The 20,045-nt window shown below is 65.6% G+C and carries 22 protein-coding genes and 1 pseudogene; 10 read left to right on the plus strand and 13 right to left on the minus strand.

All coding sequences use genetic code 11. The features are described 5' to 3' along the window. The first annotated feature begins 2 nt into the window (after positions 1 to 2). From fliO to fliR, 4 genes are read left to right on the plus strand one after another with little or no spacing between them, the layout of a single operon-like run. Entirely contained in the window at positions 3 to 458 is a 456-nt protein-coding gene (gene fliO / locus QM748_RS07750; RefSeq protein ID WP_415246426.1) for a flagellar biosynthetic protein FliO, read from the plus strand. Next, positions 448 to 1,239 (plus strand): flagellar type III secretion system pore protein FliP, encoded by a 792-nt coding sequence (gene fliP, locus QM748_RS07755; protein WP_415246427.1) that lies wholly within the window; start codon positions 448 to 450, stop codon positions 1,237 to 1,239. The genes fliO and fliP overlap by 11 nt, the downstream gene beginning before the upstream one ends. 25 nt (positions 1,240 to 1,264) lie before the next feature. After that, positions 1,265 to 1,534: a flagellar biosynthesis protein FliQ gene (fliQ, locus tag QM748_RS07760; RefSeq protein WP_341644402.1), complete on the plus strand. Its 270-nt coding sequence runs from the start codon at positions 1,265 to 1,267 to the stop codon at positions 1,532 to 1,534. 17 nt (positions 1,535 to 1,551) lie between these two features. After that, positions 1,552 to 2,349 (plus strand): flagellar biosynthetic protein FliR, encoded by a 798-nt coding sequence (gene fliR / locus QM748_RS07765; RefSeq protein WP_415246428.1) that lies wholly within the window; start codon positions 1,552 to 1,554, stop codon positions 2,347 to 2,349. Positions 2,350 to 2,357: 8 nt separating this feature from the next. Here the strand turns inward: fliR and QM748_RS07770 are convergent, their stop codons facing one another. The 12 genes and pseudogenes from QM748_RS07770 to flgB form a co-directional block, all read right to left on the minus strand. Then, on the minus strand, positions 2,358 to 2,918 hold the full coding sequence (locus tag QM748_RS07770) for a hypothetical protein (protein WP_415246429.1): 561 nt from the start codon (positions 2,916 to 2,918) through the stop codon (positions 2,358 to 2,360). 7 nt (positions 2,919 to 2,925) lie between these two features. Beyond that, a complete protein-coding gene (gene flgL, locus QM748_RS07775; protein WP_415246430.1) occupies positions 2,926 to 4,164 on the minus strand; it encodes a flagellar hook-associated protein FlgL in 1,239 nt (412 codons plus the stop codon). Between the two features lie 16 nt (positions 4,165 to 4,180). Further along, complete coding sequence (gene flgK / locus QM748_RS07780; protein ID WP_415246431.1) at positions 4,181 to 6,220, minus strand: flagellar hook-associated protein FlgK; 2,040 nt, start codon at positions 6,218 to 6,220, stop codon at positions 4,181 to 4,183. Positions 6,221 to 6,302: 82 nt separating this feature from the next. Then, complete coding sequence (gene flgJ, locus QM748_RS07785; protein ID WP_415246432.1) at positions 6,303 to 7,358, minus strand: flagellar assembly peptidoglycan hydrolase FlgJ; 1,056 nt, start codon at positions 7,356 to 7,358, stop codon at positions 6,303 to 6,305. A gap of 1 nt (position 7,359) precedes the next feature. After that, on the minus strand, positions 7,360 to 8,487 hold the full coding sequence (locus tag QM748_RS07790; protein ID WP_415246433.1) for a flagellar basal body P-ring protein FlgI: 1,128 nt from the start codon (positions 8,485 to 8,487) through the stop codon (positions 7,360 to 7,362). A gap of 12 nt (positions 8,488 to 8,499) precedes the next feature. Then, positions 8,500 to 9,177 (minus strand): flagellar basal body L-ring protein FlgH, encoded by a 678-nt coding sequence (locus QM748_RS07795; RefSeq protein WP_415246434.1) that lies wholly within the window; start codon positions 9,175 to 9,177, stop codon positions 8,500 to 8,502. A gap of 10 nt (positions 9,178 to 9,187) precedes the next feature. Then, positions 9,188 to 9,970, minus strand: coding sequence for a flagellar basal-body rod protein FlgG (flgG, locus tag QM748_RS07800; protein WP_415246435.1), 783 nt, complete (start codon positions 9,968 to 9,970; stop codon positions 9,188 to 9,190). A 175-nt stretch (positions 9,971 to 10,145) separates the two neighbouring features. Then, positions 10,146 to 10,883 carry a flagellar basal-body rod protein FlgF gene (gene flgF / locus QM748_RS07805; RefSeq protein WP_415246436.1) on the minus strand — a complete coding sequence of 246 codons (738 nt, stop codon included), beginning with the start codon at positions 10,881 to 10,883 and terminating at the stop codon, positions 10,146 to 10,148. A 21-nt stretch (positions 10,884 to 10,904) separates the two neighbouring features. Next, positions 10,905 to 12,242: a flagellar hook protein FlgE gene (gene flgE / locus QM748_RS07810; protein ID WP_415246437.1), complete on the minus strand. Its 1,338-nt coding sequence runs from the start codon at positions 12,240 to 12,242 to the stop codon at positions 10,905 to 10,907. A gap of 15 nt (positions 12,243 to 12,257) precedes the next feature. Then, positions 12,258 to 12,929 (minus strand): flagellar hook assembly protein FlgD, encoded by a 672-nt coding sequence (locus tag QM748_RS07815; RefSeq protein ID WP_415246438.1) that lies wholly within the window; start codon positions 12,927 to 12,929, stop codon positions 12,258 to 12,260. A gap of 39 nt (positions 12,930 to 12,968) precedes the next feature. Next, positions 12,969 to 13,373: a flagellar basal body rod protein FlgC gene (gene flgC, locus QM748_RS07820; protein ID WP_415246439.1), complete on the minus strand. Its 405-nt coding sequence runs from the start codon at positions 13,371 to 13,373 to the stop codon at positions 12,969 to 12,971. A gap of 11 nt (positions 13,374 to 13,384) precedes the next feature. Further along, positions 13,385 to 13,802: pseudogene (gene flgB / locus QM748_RS07825) on the minus strand (flagellar basal body rod protein FlgB). A gap of 264 nt (positions 13,803 to 14,066) precedes the next feature. On the opposite strand from flgB, the gene flgA reads away from it, so the two are divergent. The 6 genes from flgA (at position 14,067) to vapC (ending at position 18,608) form a co-directional block, all read left to right on the plus strand. After that, entirely contained in the window at positions 14,067 to 14,801 is a 735-nt protein-coding gene (gene flgA, locus QM748_RS07830) for a flagellar basal body P-ring formation chaperone FlgA (protein ID WP_415246440.1), read from the plus strand. Between the two features lie 97 nt (positions 14,802 to 14,898). After that, positions 14,899 to 15,195 (plus strand): flagellar biosynthesis anti-sigma factor FlgM, encoded by a 297-nt coding sequence (gene flgM, locus QM748_RS07835; protein WP_415246441.1) that lies wholly within the window; start codon positions 14,899 to 14,901, stop codon positions 15,193 to 15,195. Positions 15,196 to 15,265: 70 nt separating this feature from the next. Then, entirely contained in the window at positions 15,266 to 15,757 is a 492-nt protein-coding gene (locus QM748_RS07840; protein WP_415246442.1) for a flagella synthesis protein FlgN, read from the plus strand. A gap of 105 nt (positions 15,758 to 15,862) precedes the next feature. Continuing rightward, the gene (locus tag QM748_RS07845) at positions 15,863 to 17,851 is read left to right on the plus strand and encodes a DNA topoisomerase IV subunit B (RefSeq protein WP_415246443.1); all 1,989 of its coding nucleotides are present in this window, start codon (positions 15,863 to 15,865) and stop codon (positions 17,849 to 17,851) included. Between the two features lie 89 nt (positions 17,852 to 17,940). Then, complete coding sequence (locus QM748_RS07850; protein WP_263460135.1) at positions 17,941 to 18,171, plus strand: antitoxin; 231 nt, start codon at positions 17,941 to 17,943, stop codon at positions 18,169 to 18,171. Continuing rightward, the gene (gene vapC, locus QM748_RS07855; protein WP_415246444.1) at positions 18,168 to 18,608 is read left to right on the plus strand and encodes a type II toxin-antitoxin system tRNA(fMet)-specific endonuclease VapC; all 441 of its coding nucleotides are present in this window, start codon (positions 18,168 to 18,170) and stop codon (positions 18,606 to 18,608) included. Before QM748_RS07850 ends, vapC begins: the two co-directional genes overlap by 4 nt. A gap of 10 nt (positions 18,609 to 18,618) precedes the next feature. Here the strand turns inward: vapC and QM748_RS07860 are convergent, their stop codons facing one another. Continuing rightward, a complete protein-coding gene (locus QM748_RS07860; RefSeq protein ID WP_415246445.1) occupies positions 18,619 to 19,971 on the minus strand; it encodes a Fic family protein in 1,353 nt (450 codons plus the stop codon). Positions 19,972 to 20,045 lie beyond the last annotated feature (74 nt).

Genomic DNA, 20,045 nt, shown 5'->3' on the forward strand with positions numbered 1-20,045 from the left:
CCGTGCATCGACCAAACGCCCTGCGCCTCCTGCCGCTCCCGCTGCCCGCCTTCGCCGCCGATGCGCTGGCCCAGGCCCCGGCGACAGGCGGCACCCCTGAACTGGCCGGCAGCCTGGTCCAGATGCTGGGTGGCCTGGCCGTGGTCATTGCCCTGCTGCTCGCCAGCCTGTGGCTGATCCGCCGCCTTGCCGCACCGCGCGGCAGCGCGGCAGCCGCGATCGAGGTGCTGGGTGCCGCCGCCGTCGGGCCGCGCGAGCGGGTGGTGCTGGTGCGCCTGGGCCAACAGCTGCTGGTGCTCGGCGTGGCGCCGGGCAGCGTCACCCGGCTGCATGAAATGAAGGCCGAGGAATTGCCGCTGGCAGCGCGGCACGAGGCGTCCGGCCCGGAGAAGAGTTTTCCGGCCTGGCTTGGACAGGCCATGAAGCGGCAGGCGACGGAGCGCAACGATGCCGGCTGAGTACCGTCCGCGGCCGCAGGCGCAGCTGGCGCCCACACTTTGGCAGGCAGCAGCGCTGGCCCTGCTGCTGGCCTTCGCCTGCCTGCCGCTGCCCACGCAGGCCCAGGCCCTGCCCGCCATCACCAGCACCACCTCGACGGACGGCGGCACCACCTACAGCCTGACCATCCAGACGCTGCTGCTGATGACGCTGCTGAGCTTCATCCCGGCAATGGTGCTGATGATGACCAGCTTCACCCGCATCATCATCGTCCTGTCGCTGCTGCGCCAGGCCATGGGCACGCAGACCGCGCCACCCAACCAGGTGCTGCTGGGCCTGGCGCTGTTCCTGAGCTTCTTCATCATGGCGCCGGTCGCCGAGCGGGTCTATACCGAGGCCTACCTGCCGATGTCCGAAGGCCGGATCCAGTTCGACGAGGCCCTGCAGCGCGCCTCGGTGCCGATGCGCACCTTCATGCTGGCGCAGGTGCGCGAGCCCGACCTCGACCTCTTCGCCGGCCTGGCCAAGGTGCCGCCGGTGGAAAAAGCCGAAGACCTGCCGATGCGCGTCATCATCCCGGCCTTCGTCACCTCCGAAATCAAGACCGCCTTCCAGATCGGCTTCATCGTCTTCATCCCCTTCATCATCATCGACATGGTTGTCGCCTCGGTGCTGATGTCGATGGGCATGATGATGATGTCGCCGGTGATCGTGTCGCTGCCGTTCAAGATCATGCTGTTCGTGCTGGTCGACGGCTGGACGCTGCTGATCGGCTCGCTGGTGCAGAGCTTCGCGGTCTGATGCAAACAAGCGGGAGAAACCGGCCATGACCCCCACCACCGTCATCGAACTCGGCCGCCAGGCCGTCGAAGTCACCCTGATGGTGTCGGCGCCGCTGTTCCTCGCCGCGCTCGTCACCGGCCTGATCATCAGCATCTTCCAGGCCGCGACCCAGATCAACGAGATGACGCTGACCTTCGTGCCCAAGCTCGTCGCCATCTTCGTCACCCTGGTGCTGGCGGGGCCATGGATGATCACGCTGCTGACCGATTTCATGCGCCGCCTGTTCGAGTCCATCCCGGCGATGATCGGCTGAGCCCTCGGATCCGCCCGATGCTCAGCGTAACGGCCGCCCAGCTCGACGCCTGGCTTGCCGCCGCGGCCTTCCCGCTGGCACGGCTGCTCGGCCTGTTCGCCACCGCACCGGTCTTCTCCAACCGCGGCATGCCGGCCCGCGTCCGCCTCGCCGCCGGCCTGGCCATCGGCATCGCGCTGCTGCCGGCGATGCCGCCGATGCCCGAAGTGGCACCCGCCTCCGGCATCGGCCTGGCGATCTTCGGCCAGCAGATCTTCATCGGCATTGCAGTAGGCTTCATGATGCGGCTGGTGTTCGCCGCAGTGGATACCGCGGGTGCGCTGATCGGCATGCAGATGGGCCTGTCCTTCGCCATATTCTTCGACCCCGACGCCGGCGGCCAGACCGCGGTGCTGTCCGACTTCCTCAGCCTGATCGCCACGCTGCTGTTCCTCGCCGTCAATGGCCATCTGCTGCTGATCGAGGTGCTGGTGCGCAGCTTCGAATGGCTGCCGGTCGGCACCGAGGCCGTACGGGCCCAGGGCTGGGGCTACATCGCCCGTGCCGGCGCCGCCATCTTCGCCACCGGCCTGCTGCTGTCGCTGCCGGTACTGGGCATCCTGCTGGTGGCCAACATCTCGCTCGGCGTGCTGACACGCGCGGCGCCGCAGCTCAACCTGTTCGCCGTCGGCTTTCCGGTCACGCTCACCGCCGGCTTCATCGGCGTACTGCTGTTCATGACCAATTTCGCCCCGGTGCTGCAAAGCCTGTTCGAGCGCGGCTTCGACGAGATCGGCCGCATGCTCGAACTGCTTGCCCCGCTACCGCTGCCCTGAACCGGCTCTCACAAGGCCGGAAAGATGTTCGACCTCAGCAGCCGGATCTCGGCATTGGCGTAGCGATGCGCGAATGGCCGGGTCGATTCGATGCCTTCCTCGTAGTGCACGATCTCGTAGCCGGCGAAGCCGCCCGCCTCGGCCATCTCGCGGGCATTGCGCAGGAAGACCTGGCGCGCCTCGCCGTCACCGCCGGTGATCAGCGATTTCATGCGCAGCGCCATGCGCACGCGGCCGGCACCTGATTCGCGCACATCGATCCGCCAGGTCGGCGCCAGCGGATCGTAGATCGCGAAAGCCACCAGGGCACCGGCCAGGTACTCCATGTTGAGCATCTTCAGGTCGCGCAACATCAGCAAGCCACCGGCGATCGCCGCCACCGGAGCACCGTGATCTCCCGCCCATTGCTCGGCCCGCTGCAGCTTTTGCGACATCCCGTCCGAAACACCGGGCTCCTCGACCTGCGCGCCTTCGGGTTGCGCCGGCCCCGAGCGCTCGGGCTCGGGCGCCGATGCGCAGCCGGCAAGTGCAAAGCCAAGGACGGCAAGAATGGCGGAAAAGGCTCGCATGGCCAGCTCAGTTGAGGAAGTTGAACAAGGACAGGCCCGACACCCGCATGAAGGATTGCTGCGCCGCTTCCAGGTAGGTGCGCTGCTGTGTCAGCCGCGACAGTCCCTCGACCCAATCTTCGCTCGTCATGCCGGTCAGCCCGGTGATCACTTCGGTGTACTGGAGATTCAGGTCGCTGCCGAGAGACTGGAGACTCTCCGTTTCGACGAGCTGGGAGCCGATCTGGGCGACGACCTTGAGAATGTTTTCGTTGGCGCGGTCGATGTTTTCCAGGCCGAAAGCCACGGCACCGGCCGCCGTGCCCGCCGGCCCGGGCCGCTCCAGGGCATCGATCATGATGCCGAGATTGTCGAACATGTTGGTCGACGCGGAGAACACTTCGAAGCGATCGCCGTCTGCCGGCGGCCCGCTGCTGACGTTGAAGTCCAGGCCGACGAAGTTGGGCGAAGCCGGATCGCCGAGGCTGCTCAGATCGCTCAGGCCGGTCGCCACGGTGATCTTGTGCGCCACGCCAGGACGATGCTCATAGACGTCGTAGGCACCACCGTTGTACTCGATCTCGAAGCGCCTCCCCTGGCCTTCCGCATAGGGCGCACCAGTGGCGGGATCGATCGCCGCGGAGCCGCTGACCGCGGCCTCGCCGGTGTTCTGGGTACCGTTGCCGACATATACGGAATCGGTCAGTGTCCGGGTACGGGCGAACACGTCGGAGCCGGGCAGGCTCACCGGCATGAAGCGCGAAGCCGACACCTGCACGGTCTGCGTGCCTTCGTCACCGCTGTAGACGACCCCCGCCAGGTCGCCGCTGAACGGCTGCTGGTTGGAGCGATAGCCGGAGAAGATGTAGTCGCCCATGCCGTCCTTGGTGTTTGCCAACGCCATCAGGGCATCGAACTGGGCGCGCAGGTCGATGCCGAGCGAGCGCAGATCCTCTTCCTTGAAAGTCGGGTTGCCGGCCGCCACGGTCTTCTGCCGCATGTACTGCAGGATCTCTCCGACTCCGTCGAGCTGGCTCTCGAGCAGATTGAGCTTGTCCTCGGCATAACCGGTGTTGGCCATGAACTGGTTGTTGACACCTTGCGACTGGCCGATTTCGAGCGCGCGGGCCGAGGCGATCGGGTCGTCGGCCGGCGTCAGCACGCGGCGGCCGGTGGACAGCTGCTGCTGGGTGTGCAGCAGGCTGCCCCATTGCTGCTGGATCGAGCCGACGCCCTTGTCGTAGATCATGTTGGTCGAGATGCGCATGACGTTCTCCTGAATCTCAGCGCGCGATCGAAAGAACCGCATCGAACAGCGTCTGGGCCACGGACATCACCCTGGCCGACGCCTGATAAGCCTGCTGGTAGCGGATCAGGTTGGCCGCCTCCTCGTCGAGGTTGACGCCCGAGATCGAATCCCGCGCATCGGTGGCCTGATCCAGCAGCGCCTTTTGCGCCTTTTCGCCCACCTGCACCTCGCGGGTCTTGTTGCCCACCGCGGTCACCAGTTTCGCGTATGTCGCCTGGAAGGTCGCAGTCGCCTCGCCCCTGCCATCGGCCAGCATCACTTTGGAAGTCTGCAGGGCGCCAAGCGCAACCGCATTGCGGTTGTCGGCAACGCCGGCCTCGGTCGGGCTGAAGCCTACCTTGGTCGCCGCCGTCCATTCGCCCTTGGCGGTGAATTCGAAAGCGAAGTGTTCGAGTTCGCCATTGCCGCGCGTTGCATCGGCCGGATCCGACAGTGCCCGGAAACGCGCGCCGGCATTGTCCCGCGCGACATCATAAGTGGCCGGAGACACCCAGTTGCCGGTGGCTTCGTCATAGCGCTGAACGAGGTAGCCGCTCATCACCAGCTCACCGGCGGCATTCTGCGTCAGCTCGCCGGCCGGGAAGTTCGGCACGCCGTTGGCATCGGTGTTGCTGCCGTCGATGCGCAGTGTCCTGACGCCGGTGACGAAGTCCGACACGCCGCGGTCGCCCTGGCCGAGCGTCAGCGCGGCGCTGACCGGATCGCCGGCCGCGACCTTGCGCGGATCGGAGATGCTCACCGAAAGGTCACGCGCCGCGTAGCGCGTCGGCTGGATCAGCAGCCCCTGGCCCGGGATGTCGCCCAGCGATGGCAAGGTGATCTGCACGCCGTCCACGGTGAACATCTCCTCACCGGTCAGCGGATTCGTGTCTCGTGTCCACGACACCGGGTTGCCGCTCTGCGTCCTGATCTGCGGATTGCCCGCAGTGTCGAGATACAGCACGTAGTCCTCGGCATTCATCTTCGACTGGTCGACGATCTCGGCGGTCGCACCGGGAACGGCCGGCACCAGCGACGGCGTCGGCAGCCTGAAGAAATCCTGCCCGAGCGCGCCATTCAGGTCGATGCCGAGCTTGTGCTGGTCGTTGAAGGCCTTGGCAATCCCGGCCGCGATCAGGCCCAGATTGTTCTGCGCCATGTCCAGCGACTCGCGGCGGAAGGACAGCAGCCCGCCGAGCACACCGCCGGTCATGATGCGCTCCGGCAGGATGTTGGGAACGCCGGCCGCAGACATCAAGGCCACGGCCTTGCGCTGCGGGTCGTTCGGGTCCTGTACCGCACCCAACTGGGTCACGGTGCCGCCGACCACGATCCCCTGCCCCGAACCGACGAAGACGCTGATCGAGCCGTTGTCTTCCTCCACCGTCGACACTTTCACTAGCTTGTTCAGCTCGGCGATGAGCTGGTCGCGCTGATCGTGCAGATCGTTCGCCGCCACGGAAGGGCCACCGACCTGGGCCAGCATGATGCGCTGGTTCATGTCGGCGATCGCGCTGGAATACATGTTGATCTGCGCGACGGTCGATTCGATCTCGCCTTCGACGCCCTGGCGGACCTCGGTCAGCCGCGCATCCAGGGCCTGGAAGCGTGACACCATCGCTTCGGCCGCCGAAATCAGGGATTGGCGGGCGGCAACGCTGGTCGGGTTGGAGGCGACTTCCTGAACGCCGGCAAAGAAGCCCTCGATCACCGGCGACAGCCCTGCGGTCGAATCGGCGAGCAGGTTGTTGATCTGATTGATCTGTGTCTTGTAGGCAGCATATTCGGACACCCGCGTGCTGCTGGCGAGGATGCGGCCTTCGAGGAAGCGGTCGTAGGAACGGGTGACGTCGGCGATGCGGGTGCCCTGGCCGAAGAAGCCGACACCGGCATACTGCGGTGGGGCGTTGCTCTGGATCACCGTCTGGCGGTGATAGCCGGCAACCCCTGCATTGGTAACGTTATGGCCGGTGGTGAGCAACTGGGCCTGCGCGGCATTGAGGCCCGTCATTCCGATGTTCAGTAAGCCCGCCATGATGCTCGTCCTGATCTGCGATTGTCTGACATCAGATCAGCAAGAAGGGTGCCAGCCAAAAACCGGCAACCCGGCGGCAGAATCAGCCGATGCCGGCCAACACGGTGCGCAGCGTGCTGCCGCCAATGATGCGGGTCAGTTTGTCGGCGTACTGCGGATCGGTGGCATAGCCGGCATCCTGCAGGCTGCGGGCAAAACCGCCGGCCTCGGTCTGGCCGAGCACGCCCGCGTAGCGCGGGCTGCGCGTCATCAGTTCAGCATAGTCGCGGAAGGATTCCGCATAGGACGAGTACGAACGGAAACGCGCCGCCTCGGTATGGCTGCGGCCGTCGGCGTATTCGGTGACGCTGCGGTCGATGGTGTGGCCCCGCCAGCTCGAGCCGGCCTTGATGTTGAACAGGTTGTGGCTGGGACTGCCGTCGGCATGGCGCATCTGCTTCTCGCCCCAGCCGGTTTCCAGCGCCGCCTGCGCCACCATGAAAGCCGGCGGGATGCCGGTGCGCTTGCTGGCTTCGACGGCATGCGGCCAGACCTCGGCGACGAAGCCCCGCACCTTGTCCGACACTGCGCTGCCGGCCTCGCGCACGTGCTGAACCGCCTCCCTGAAGCGGGCCTCCAGCGTGCTACTGCCGGCCGCCGGTTCGCCGGCCGCCGATCCGGCTGCAGCCGCCGAAGCCGATGGAGTAGCGGTCTGAACCGGCACCGCGCGCCGCGCGGCGGCAGATATTGCCGCGCCGCGAATGACACCGGCAAGAGGCTCTCCGTTCTTGCCGCCCAGCCCCGTTCGCGCGAGCGCCGGCAGCGCATCCACGCCTCCCGCTGCAGCAGAGCCCTCATCCTTGCCGCCCAGTTGCCGGAACAACGTGTCCGCCAGGCCGGTACCGCGCCCCTGCGACAGGTTCAGCGCGAGCTGCTGGTCGAGCATGCTCTGGTACATGCGGGTCTGGTCGCTGTCGAGCAGGCTGTTCGATGGCGTGGCGTCGCGCATCGACTTCAGCAGCATCTGCATGAACAGCGCCTCGAACTGCTTCGAAGCCGCGCGCAAGGCCTCGTTCGATTGGCCATCCGCACGGGCAAGACGCTTCAGTTCGCCCAGTGAATTCGGGTCGAGCGCGTTGAGCTGGACGCCGGTGTTCATCTCAGATCACTTCGAGTTCGGCGCGCAGTGCGCCGGCGGCCTTCATCGCCTGCAGGATGCTGACCAGATCCATCGGCTTGGCGCCCAGCGCGTTGAGCGCCTTGACGACGTCGGCCAGATTGCCGCTGGCGCGAACGTTGTGGATGCTGCCGCCGTCCTGGCGGATGTTGACCTGGCCCTGGTTCTGCGCCGCAACCGTCGCCCCGCGCGAGAAAGGTGCCGGCTGGCTGACCTCGGTTTCGCTGTTGACGGTGACGGTGAGGTTGCCGTGCGACACCGCGACGTTCTGCAGCATGACGCGCTGGTTCATGACCACCGAGCCGGTGCGCGAATTGACGATGACCTTGGCGATCTGTTCGGCCGGCGCCACCCTCAGGTTCTCGATCTGGCCAAGGAATGCCACTCGGCGCGATACGTCCTGCGGCGCCGTGACCTGGATGCTGCGGCCGTCCAGCGCATGGGCCGAACCCGGCGCGACCGCATTGATCGCCTCGACCACCTTGCCGGCGGTGTGGAAATCGGCCTCGTTCAGTTCGACCATGATGAAGTCGCCCTGGCCGACCGAGGCAGCCACGCTGCGCTCCACCGTGGCGCCGCCGGGAATCCGGCCTGCCGCCAGATGGTTGATGGTCTGGGCTGCGCCGCCCGCCGCACCCCCTGCGCCACCAACGGCGAGATTGCCCTGGGCCACCGCATACACCTGGCCGTCCGCGCCCTTCAGTGGCGTCATCACCAGCGTGCCGCCACGCAGGCTCTTGGCGTTGCCGATCGACGACACGGTGACGTCGATCGCCTGGCCGGGCCGGGCAAAGGGCGGCAGGCTGGCAGTCACCATCACCGCGGCGACATTCTTCAACTGCATGTTGGTGCCCTGCGGCACGGTGACGCCCATGTTGCCCAGCATATTGACGATGCTCTGCTTGGTGAAGGGCGTCTGCGTGGTCTGGTCGCCGCTGCCGTCGAGGCCGACCACCAGGCCGTAGCCGACGAGCTGGTTCTCGCGCACGCCGGCGATGGTCGCCAGATCCTTGATTCGCTCGGGCGCGGCTTCGGCCGCCGAAATGAAGAAGATGCCGGCCGCCACGGCCACCACCAGCGCACGCGTCAGCAGGGATTGGAAGGCATTCATGTCTGGCCCCGGTCAGAAAGGCAGGATGGCGAGGAAGAAGCGCTGCATCCAGCCCATGGTGTTGGACTGGTCGATGACGCCGGTACCGCGGTACTCGATGCGTGCATCGGCGACCTGGATCGACTGCACGGTGTTGGCCGAGGTGACCGTGTTCGGATCGATCACGCCGGAAAAACGGATGAACTCGTTGCCCTGGTTGATCGCCAGCATCTTTTCGCCCGACACCAGCAGGTTGCCGTTGGGATAGACGTCGATGACCGTGACCGTGATCGTGCCGTTGAAGGCGTTGTCGGCACGCGCCGTACCAGTGCCGGTGAAACCGGAATCGACGCCGGCCTCGATGTTCAGGCCGTTCAACCCGCCCAGCGGCAGATGCGAGGAAGCGGTGATGCCACCGCCCATGCTCGATTCTCGCGTCGCACTGGTGTTGGCGCTCTTGGTCGCGGTGTTGCGCTCGACCAGATTGATCGTGATGATGTCGCCGACATGGCGGGCACGCCTGTCCTCGAACAGCGGGCGCGCCAGCGCAGCCTGGTAGATGGCGCCATTGGCCGGCGGCATGCCGGCGCGGCCGTCCGGGCGGACGCTCATCGGCTGATGCACCGCGGTCGGCGGCACGGTATCGATGGCGGCGCAGCCCGACAGCAGCGCCAGCACGGCGGCAAGCCAGAATGCAGACAGCGATTTCATGGCCGCACCCTCAGAGCTGGGTGAGCCGGCCCAGCATCTGGTCGGACGTGGAGATGGCGCGCGAATTCAGTTCGTAGGCGCGCTGGGTGATGATCATGCTGACCAGTTCTTCGGCAACGTTGACGTTCGACGCTTCGACGTAGCGCTGGTTGATGACGCCGGCGCCATTGGTGCCCGGCTCGGTCGGCGTGGCTTCGCCGCTGGAGCCGGTCTCGTAGAACAGGTTTTCGCCGGCGCTCTGCAAGCCGCCCGGGTTGATGAAGGTCGCGAGCTGGATCTGGCCGACCGGCTGCAATTCGACCTGGTTCGGCAGCCTGACGGTGACGGTGCCATCCTTGCCGATCGAGATGTCCAGCGCATCGGCCGGGATCTGGATGGCATCCAGCAGCGGGTAGCCGCTGGGCGTGATGACGTTGCCCTGGTTGTCGAGCTGCAGCGCACCGTCGCGGGTGTAGGCGGTGCTGCCGTCGGGCATCGCGATCTGCAGGAAGCCGTTGCCCTGGATCGCCAGATCGAGCGAGCCGCCGGTCTGCTGCAGGCTGCCCTGGGTGAACACGCGCTCGGTCGCTACCGGCCGCACGCCGGTGCCGATCTGCAGACCGCTGGAGATCTGGGTCTGCTGCGTGGTCTGAGCGCCGGGCTGGCGCATCGTCTGGTACAGCAGATCCTCGAACACCGCACGCTGGCGCTTGAAGCCGTTGGTCGAGACGTTGGCCAGGTTGTCGGAGATCACGTCCAGCGAAGTCTGCTGGGCATCGAGCCCGGTGCGGGCGGTCCACAGTGAGCGGATCATGGTGAAGTCCTCTGTTCTGCGTTGCCGTGTCGGCAGTCCTTGCCGGCACGCGGCGGCGATTGCCGCTTTTGCATGGAATCAGTCTAGGCCTTTGCCGGCCGCGACCATCCTGGGATAAACAACGCAAAAACCGTGCTAATCCAACACCGGGCGCGGCGGGCCGACGACGGCAGCCTCAGCGCGGCGCCAACACCTGAGCGGCGGCACGGTCGTTGGTCTCAGCCGTCTGCAGCATGCGCACCTGCATCTCGAACTGGCGGGCGAGCGAGATCATCTGCACCATCTGGTCGGCGACATTGACGTTGCTGCCCTCGAGGTAACCGCCTGCCACCCTCACGTTCTCGTCGGCCGGCGCGGGCACACCGCTGGCCAGCCGGAACAGGCCGTCGTCGCCACGCACCAGCCCGGCCTCGGGCGGATTCACCAGCTTGAGCTGGGCAACGATATTGACGATGTTGCCGTTGGGATCGATGGACGTCACCGAACCGTCGCGGCCGATGACGATCTCGGTATCGGGCGGCAGCGCGATCGGCCCGCCGCCGTCACCAACCACCGGCAGGCCTTCGCGGGTCTGCAGGATGCCGGCGGGACTCAGCGCGAGGCTGCCGTTACGAGTGTAGCCCTCGCTGCCGTCGGGCAGGCGCACGGCCAGCCAGCCCTTGCCTTCCACCGCGACGTCGTAGGGCCGGCCGGTGTACCGGATCGGCCCCGGCGTGAAGTCGTTGGCGATGCTGGCATCGACCGCAAACGAGCGGGAACGGAAGGCCTCGGTCTGGATTTCCACGCCGCGCAGCTTGTGCATCTGGGCGCGAAAGCCGGTGGATGAGGCGTTGGCGATGTTGTTCGACACCGCCGCCTGCTGGTTCATCGTGCCGGTAGCGCCGGTCATCGCGGTGTAGATCAGGCGATCCATGCTCTATTCCCCTTGCCCTCGTCAGCGCAGGTTGACCAGCGTCTGCAGGATCTGGTCCTGCGTGCGGATCGACTGGGCATTGGCCTGGTAGTTGCGCTGCTGGATGATCATCTGCACCAGCTCCTGGGTGAGATCGACGTTCGACTCCTCGATCTGGCTCGACGTCACCGTACCGAGCGCACCGGTACCGGGGGCACCGACCGATGGCTGGCCGGAATCCCAGGATTCGGCCCACAGGTTGTTGCCCAGCGAGGTCAGGCCCTGCGGAGAGGCGAACTCGGCCAGCGCAAGCTTGCCGATGGCCCTGGACAGGCCATTGGAATAGGTTCCCAGCAGCACACCTTCGGCACTGACCGACACCCCGCTCAGACGCCCGGTGGTATATCCATCCTGGCGCGGCTGGGTGGTCACGCCGAAAGCGCTGTTCCACTGCGTGGACCGGGTCAGGTCGAGGTCGAAGCTCAGTGCGTCGGCGCCGGTCCCGAGCTGGGCGCCGGTACGCTGCATGATGTTGGTGAACACCCCGTTCGTCGGATTCGAGATGTCGAGCGTGCCCATCGTGGTGAAGCGGATCGTACCGAGATTGGTCAGCGGCGTTCCCAGCGAAAGCGCCGGGTTTGCCGGGTCCGGTATGACGTCGCCGTCCAGACGCGCATAGACTTCCCAGTCGTTGGTGGGCGAACCGCCGGCAGACTGGCGCACGAAGTACAGGCTCATCATGTGCTCGTTGCCCAGGCTGTCGAACACCTTCATCGAAGTCGTGTTGTTGTAGCTGTCAACCGGGATATTGACCGCATCGAGGAAGTTGCCAATATCGACTGGCGGTGCGGCGTCGCGCGGATTCAGCGAGTTCGAGTCCAGATTGACGCCCAGCGACGCCTTGCCCGTTTCACGCGGGCTGATATAGCTCGTGTCGATGTACAGCGGCGACGGCTCTCCGGCAAAGACCGGCGGCGACGCGGTGGCGTCGAGCACGCCGAAGCCCGTCAGCTTGTCGCGCCCGGCGTTGATCACATAGCCGTCCTTGTTGACGTCGAATTGTCCGTTGCGGGTATAGGCGATGCTGCCATCGCTGAGCTGCATGCGGAAAAAGCCGTTGCCGTTGATCGCCATGTCGAGCGAATTGCTGGTCGGCGTCAGGTTGCCCTGGTTGAAGGACTGGGCAACCGCCGCCACCCTGCTGCCGATGCCGATCTGCAAACCGGATGAGCCGCCGACCATCGCCGAAGCGTACATGTCGGCAAAGATCGTGTTGCCCGCCTTGAAACCCACGGTGCTGGCGTTGGCGACGTTGTTGGAAACGACGTCAAGCGCCTTCGAGGAAGAATTCAGACCGCTGAGGCCTTGCTGGAATGCCATGATCGCTGCTCCGGATCAGAGAATCTGCTTGATGTCGTCGAACTTGAACAGGCCGAGGTCGCCCACCTGCAGGTCGGTACCCTTGGGACCGCGCACGACGCTGGTGACCTGCGCGAACTGCAGGCTGCGTGCCTGGACTTTCTCATCGCCGCGCGTGGCAGACACCGAGACGGTGTAGATGCCGTCCTCCGCGCGCGAACCGTCTTCCGCCATGCCGTCCCAGAAGAAGTTGTGGCTGCCGTCGTCGATGCCCTCGAACACCATCTGCTTGACCGGCAGGCCCGAACTGTCGGTAACCGTCACCGTCACCTTGTCGGCCTGGCCGTCGAGCTCGAAGCCGCCGATGCCGCCCTTTTCGGTCAGCACGATCTGCTTGCCTTCGACCAGCACGCCGCGCCCGATCAGCGCCGCGGCGTTCAGGCCCTCGTTCGACGCCTGTGCGTCGAAGAAGGACTGGACCAGCTTGTTGAGCCGCTCGATGCCATCGACGGTACTCATCTGCGCGAGCTGGGAAGTCATCTCCGCGTTTTCCATCGGGTTCATCGGGTCCTGGTTGCGAAGCTGCGTGGTCAGCAGCTTGAGGAAACGCCCCTGCATGTCCTCTTCCGCCTTCTGTACGGGCTCGCTGCGACCCAGCCTGGACAGAATGTCTTCCGCAGAGGTGGTGTTGGAGACGGTGGTGCTCATGGTTCTCTCCTGCTCACGGCATCATTTGCCGGACAGTGCCTACTGTCCGATCTGCAAGGTACGCTGTAGCAATGTCCGTGCCGTATTCATGATCTCGGCGTTGTTCTGGTACGAGCGCGACGCCGAGATCATGTTCACCATCTCTTCGGCCACATTCACATTGGGCATTTCGACGTAGCCGTCGGCATTGGCTGCCGGATTGCTGGGCTCATACACCATACGCATCGGCGCGGCGCTGTCGACGATCTGCGTCACCTGAACGCCGACCGCTGCGGGCCCGGCCATCTGGCGGGCAGCAAAGACGACCTGTTTGGCACGGTAAGGCTCGCCAGTCTCGGTGGTGACGCTGTCGGCATTGGCGAGGTTGGATGCCGTGGTATTGAGCCGCAGCGACTGGGCATTGAGCGCCGAGCCAGCGATCTGGAAGACGTTGAGCATGCTCATGATGGGACTCCTTACTGGCCGGTGAGCGCAGTGTTCATCGAGCGCAGCATGCCGTTGATGAAGGTCAGGCTCGCTTCGTAGCGCAGCGCGTTCTCGGCAAAGGCCGCGCGCTCGACGTCCATGTTGACGGTGTTGCCGTCGAACTGCGGACTGCAGCTCGGTGCGATATTTGGAGAAGGCATCCGCGCCGAAGGTCGCACCGCCGGCAATATGGCCCTGATGAGTGGTGTCGAGCGCGACGCCTGACAAACCGCCCCCCGGCGCCTTGCCCAGCGCATTGTCGAGCGCCGCCCGGAAATCGATGTCGCGTGCCTTGAAATGCGGTGTGTCGGCGTTGGCGATGTTCGAGGCCAGCAATTCCTGGCGGTGGGCCTGGAGATTCAGCGCCGTCTGATGGAAGCGCATCTGGTTGTCCAGCAGGGTCTTCATTGCCTTACCTCTCGATTACGGGCAGCACGCCTCCCGGCGGAGACGCGATATCCTTGGCCAGGATCACTGGCCAGCAAATACGCAGCTTTCATGCCAGTGATGGTAAGCCTCGCCCAACGGCCCTCCTATCCCGATAAGGCGGCGGAAAACCACCCAAATCTGCCGCTTGTCGACCCGACCGGCAAAACCTGCCGCGGACGCTTGCCGGCAAGCCCCCTCGCCGTCTGCTTGCCTCCATGCGGGCGCGCATGATGCAATCCGGCCATGGATCACCAGTTCCGCAGCCCGACTGCTCCCCGTTTCGCCAAGCTTTGCCGTGCCGGCCTGCTGTCACTGGTGCTGTTCGCAGCCCTCAGCCCTTCTCCCTCTGCCGCCCAACAACCCTCAGAGCCTGTCGAAGCCGCCGTCCGCAGCCTGCTGGAACGGGAAACCCTGGGACAGCCCGGCGAGGTACGGATCAACGTGCGCACCTTCGACCCGGCCAACCAGCTGCCCCCTTGCACGGCACTCGACGCTTTTCTTCAGCCTGGCACCCGAGCGTGGGGACAGCTCACCGTCGGCATACGCTGCGACGCCCCCACTGCGTGGACGGCATGGGCGCAGGCAACGGTGCAGGTCTTCGGCCCCTATCTCGTCACCACCCGCGCCATGCGCTCGGCCGAGGTGATCGGCGAAGCCGACATCGAAGTCCGTGAAGGCGAGCTCAGCGCCCTGCCGGACAACATCCTGTCCGCCCCCAAGCAGGCGATCGGCCATGTCACCCGCTTCGCCCAGGCAGCCGGTGCGCCGCTGCGGGCAGGCAGCCTGCGCCAGGCCGACGCCGTGCGCCGCGGGCAGACGGTGCCCGTGACGACGCGCGGCCCCGGTTTCACGGTGTCGGGCGAAGGTCAGGCCTTGAACGGCGCGGCAGCCGGCGAAAGAGTCCGCCTCCGGCTGGGCAATGGTCAGATCGTGCAAGGCACGGTACGGCCAGACGGCACGGTCGATGTCGAGTTCTAGATCACAAGGCCTTGTGGCGAAGCGTGAAATAAATCACTAAAGTTTTACGAAACGCGGCCGATTACCCATTCGTGTCGATGCGTTTCTGGAGAACATCATGAAAATCGAGAGTACGGGCAAAGCCTATGTCCCGTCGCAGGTGCAGGATGCCCGCGCGCCTGCGCAGCGCAGCAAGGCCCCGGTCCAGTCCGGCGGCGACAGCGTGCAGCTTTCCCCGCTGGCCACGCTGATGAAGAAGGCGGAAAGTGCGATTTCCGAATCGCCCGAAATCGACCAGAAGCGCGTGGATGAAATCCGCCAGGCCATTTCCGAGGGCCGCTTCAAGGTTGACGCGAGCCGCATCGCCGACGGCCTGATCGCGAGCGTCAGGGACATGCTCGGTTCGCGCGGCTGATCCGCAGCACGGTAACGGCGGTTAAGATTCGGCTTCACACGCACCGTAGCCAGATGGCACGCCCGACACCATGAACCAGCCCGTCCCGCCCGCCCCGTCCGCCGATCAGCAGCGCCTCGCCCTGCTGATCGAGGCAGAATCGATGCAGCTAGGCGAATTTCTTGCCATCCTCGAGCGCGAGGAAAATCTGCTCGTGGCAGGCGACATCGATGCGCTGGTCAGCATCGCCAACGACAAGAACGAACGCTACCGCCAGCTCCAGCGTCTGCACGACGAACGCACGCGGCTGCTGGCGCGGATGGGCCATGGCATCTCCGACACCGCCATCCGCAAGGTCTGCGCCAATCTCCCGCGCGTGCTTGCGCGCTGGGACGAAGTCATCGAGCGCGCACGCCAGGCTCGCGACCGCAACGCGCTGAATGGCCAGCTCATCCTCGAGCGCATGTCCAACAACCAGGCCGCGCTGACGGTGTTGCTATCCGCCGCCAACCACCCCCAGCTCTACGACGCCGACGGCCTCGCCAAGCCCACTGGCGGCGGCCGCATCCTCGGCAGCGCCTGATACCGCGCGCCTGCTACCGCGCGCCGTTACCACGCGCCTGAACATTCATCCAGTATCGGGCTCTGCTATCCTTGCACCCTTCGTGAAACCCGACGGGCCCGCAGCATGGCTGGCAAGCAAGACACCCCCAAGCAATACGACGAATCCTCCTTCCGCGTCCTGAAAGGGCTGGAGCCGGTGCGCGAGCGCCCCGGCATGTACACCCGCACCGACAGCCCGACGCACATCATCCAGGAAGTCATCGACAACGCCGCTGACGAGGCGCTGGCCGGCTTCGCGAAGAAGATCCACGTCAGCCTGCACCTGGACGGCTCGGTCACCGTGGCCGACGACGGCCGCGGCATCCCCGTCGGCCTGCATCCGGAGGAAGGCGTGCCGGTGGTGGTGCTGGCCTATACCCGGCTGCACGCCGGCGGCAAGTTCGACAAGCGCGAAGGCAACTCGGCCTACGCCTTCTCGGGCGGCCTGCACGGCGTCGGCGTGTCGGTTACCAACGCGCTGTCGACCCGCATCGAGGTCGAGATCAAGCGCGACGGCAAGATCCACCGCATCGACTTCGCCAACGGCGGCGAGGACATCGGCGCCGTCCGCATCGAAGGCGACTGCGGCCGCCAGACCGGCACCCGCGTGCGCGTGTGGCCGGACGCGAAATACTTCGAATCGCCTCGCGTGCCGATGCACGAACTCGAACGCCTGCTGCGCTCCAAGGCCGTGCTGCTGTCCGGCGTGTCGGTGCGGCTCGACGTCGAGCAGGCCGGCGGCGGCATGCAGTCCAAGACCTGGACCTACCCCGAAGGCCTGGCCGGCTACCTGAAGGAGCTTGCCGGCGACGTCGAGGCCGTCGCACCGATCTTCACCGCGGAAAAATACGCCGGCAAGGACGACAGCAGCTTCGCCCCCGGCGAAGGCGCGGCCTGGGCGCTGGCCTGGTTCGAATCCACCGTGCCGAGCGAGTCCTACGTCAACCTGATCCCGACCGTCAATGGCGGCACCCACGAATCCGGCCTGCGCGCCGGCGTGTTCGAGGCGATGAAATCCTTCATCGACCATCACACCCTGCTGCCGCGCGGCGTCAAGCTGCAGCAGGAAGACGTCTGCGGGCGCATGAGTTTCGTGCTGTCGGCCCGCCTGCTCGACCCGCAGTTCCAGGGCCAGGTGAAGGAAAAGCTCAACTCGCGCGAAGCGGTCAAGCTCGTCTCCAGCCAGTTGCGCGACCCCTTCGAAATCTGGCTCAACAACCACGTTGACGCCGGCAAGGCCATCGCCGAACTGTCGATCAAGCAGGCCCTGGCGCGGCAGAAGAGCGCGCAGAAGGTCGAGAAGAAGAAGACCTCGGGCGTCGCCGTGCTGCCGGGCAAGCTGTCGGACTGCGAATCCGAGGACATCACCGACAACGAGCTCTTCCTGGTCGAAGGCGACTCCGCCGGCGGTTCGGCCAAGATGGCGCGCAACAAGGAGATCCAGGCCATCCTGCCGCTGCGCGGCAAGGTGCAGAACTCGTGGGAAATCGATCCCGACCGCCTGTTCGCCAATGCCGAGATCCACGACATCGCCGTCGCGCTGGGCGTAGACGCACACAAGGCCGACAGCGTGGTCGACCTTTCCGGCCTGCGCTACGGCAAGGTCGTCATCATGTCCGACGCCGACGTTGACGGCGCCCACATCCAGACCCTGCTGCTGACCCTGTTCTTCCGCCACTTCCCCAAGCTGATCGAAAGCGGCCACGTCTATGTGGCGCAGCCGCCGCTGTACCGCGTCGACGTCCCCGCCCAGGGCAAAAAGCGCCCGCCGCGCCGGCTGTACGCGCTGGACGAAGGCGAGCTCACCGCCATCCGCGACCGCCTGGAGCAGGAAGGCTTCCGCCCCGACGCCATCGAGATCGGCCGCTTCAAGGGCCTGGGCGAAATGAACCCCGATCAGCTGCGCGAAACCACCATGGACCCCGCCACCCGCCGCGTGCTGCCGGTCAAGGTGCGCGGCGGCGCACTGCAGGACACCCTGAAGATGTTCACGCTGCTGATGGGCAAGGGCGAAGCCTCAGGCCGGCGGGCGTGGATGGAGGAAAAGGGCGACAGCGTCGAAGCAGACATCTGAATCCCGCCTCCGCCCGGAGGCGAATCTTGCCTGCCCGGATCGATGGTATATACTCATGATATCCATCAGACTCCAGCAGGAAAAAGACTATGGACACCGCCAAGCTCTTCATCAACGGCCGCAGCCAGGCCGTTCGCCTGCCCAAGGAATACCGTTTCGACGGCGATGAAGTGATGATCAAGCGCGTCGGCGACGCCGTCGTGCTGCTGCCGCGCCACGGCTGGCGCACCCTGTTCGACGCGCTCGACCAATTCGAGCCCGGCTTCGAACTGGTGCGCGAGCAGCCGGAGCAACAGCAACGCGAGGCGATCGCGCCATGAGGTACATGCTCGATACCAACATCTGCATCCATCTCATCAACCACCGCCCGGCCCACGTCCGCCACCGCTTCGAAGCCCACGCAATCGGCGACATCGGCATCTCGGTGATCACCGCCTGCGAACTGGCTTATGGCGTCGCCAAGAGCGGCTCCACACGCAACCGCGCGGCGCTGGAAAGCTTCCTGCTGCCGCTCGACATCGCCCCTTTCGACGACAGCGCAATGTGGAAATACGCTGCCCTGCGCGCCGAACTCGAACGCAACGGTGCGCCAATCGGCCCGCTCGATACCCAGATCGCTGCCCACGCCCTCGCGCTGAACTGCATCCTGGTCACCAACAACACCCGCGAATTCGCCCGCATCGGCGGACTCGTGACCGAGAACTGGGCCGAACCGCTGCTGCATGAGCCGCCTGCGCCGTGGCCAGCCGCATCATGATGGCCCAGGCTCAGCGCCAAGCCTGCTGCCATAGCCCATATTCGCCAGGCCTGATGCGATAGCGGGCGATGTTGCCTTCGTGCAGGCTCATCAATTCGGTTTCGACGATTTCGATGAAACGCGGGCGCTCAGCTTCCACCACCTTCTCCATTGCGCGGCGGCGAACGTGGGCAATGGCTGCCGGCTTGTTCAGGCCTTCCCGCACGACCTCCGCCACGATCTCGCGCAGCAGTCCGCGATGGAGCAGACGGAAAGGATCGGGCTCGCCCAGCGACTGGCGCACGGCGGAATAACGCGCGCAGGAACGCTTGTAGGCCCAGACGAACACCTCGCGCAGCAGTTCGACACGGTTGAGTTCGTAGATGCCGAGCATGGCGTTCACGTACGTCCGCTGCGGCACATCGACGAAGGACAGGGGGCAGAGATCCTGCCGAATCAAGGGAATATTGGCCGCGAGCCGTGACACCCGCTTATTCACGTCCTCGAAAGGTTGCAGATACGGCAGATGCACCATCACGAAGAAGGCTTGCTCGAACGGATCGTCGATGGCAGCGGCGGTATGCAGCACCTGGTCGAAACATTCCTCGATCAGTTGCGGCCCCTGCAGCGGGCGGAACACCGTACCGCCCACGCCGACCGCATGCGAGCGCAAGCGCCCACAGGCCAGCGGGTCGCCCAGCAGGTTGTCGGAAAGCAGCGCATGCAGGTTCAGGATGGTATAGCGGTCGAATCCGACATCCGCCGCACCTTCGACGAGAAACTCGATCGCCTCTTTGTGGTTCAGGATCATCTGCGCCTCGAGATCCCCCTTGCCTTCCGCCGCCATGCCCACAGCCAGCAGGCGTTCCGTTTCCAGCAGTGAATAGGTATTGCCTTCCAGGCGGCTGGAATTCCACGACAGATCGATGAGCAAGCGGTCGTAGAGCTTGCGCGCATAGGTTCCCGCAGGCGCCTCGGCCTCGGTCGAATGGCCCGCCGCCCCTCCTCTGCCGGCAGCACGCAGTTCCTCGCGTATTGCCGGCGGCAGATAGAAGGTCCGGTTGGGTAGGTAGGCATCGAGAAATTCACGCCGATACCCGACCGGCCGGCGCCTGCCAGGTGTTTGCCGCACGGCAGCTTCGATTTCGAGCGCAGCAGGCGACAGCGGAATCTCCGTCTCCCCGGTTTCGCTCACGCGAAGCGGCTGCATTCTGGTCCCGGCAAATACATAGGCACCCGGCAAATCCAGGCCGCTGGCGCTCCTGGGCGCGAAATAGCGACGCCCCTTGCGCTGGCCTTCCGCCCGCAGAGCGCCACACTCCACCAGTTGAGCAAGCCGGCGCTGCAGCGTGCGGCGTGGAGGCACATCCGGCAGTGCAGCCATGACGGCCTCGATGCCCCCGCCATCGGGCAAGCTGCGAACAGCATCGACAATGGCGCGAAGCTGGGGATCGGACG

It is taken from the genome of Thauera sp. (assembly GCF_047601425.1).
Taxonomy (GTDB): Bacteria; Pseudomonadota; Gammaproteobacteria; order Burkholderiales; family Rhodocyclaceae; genus Thauera.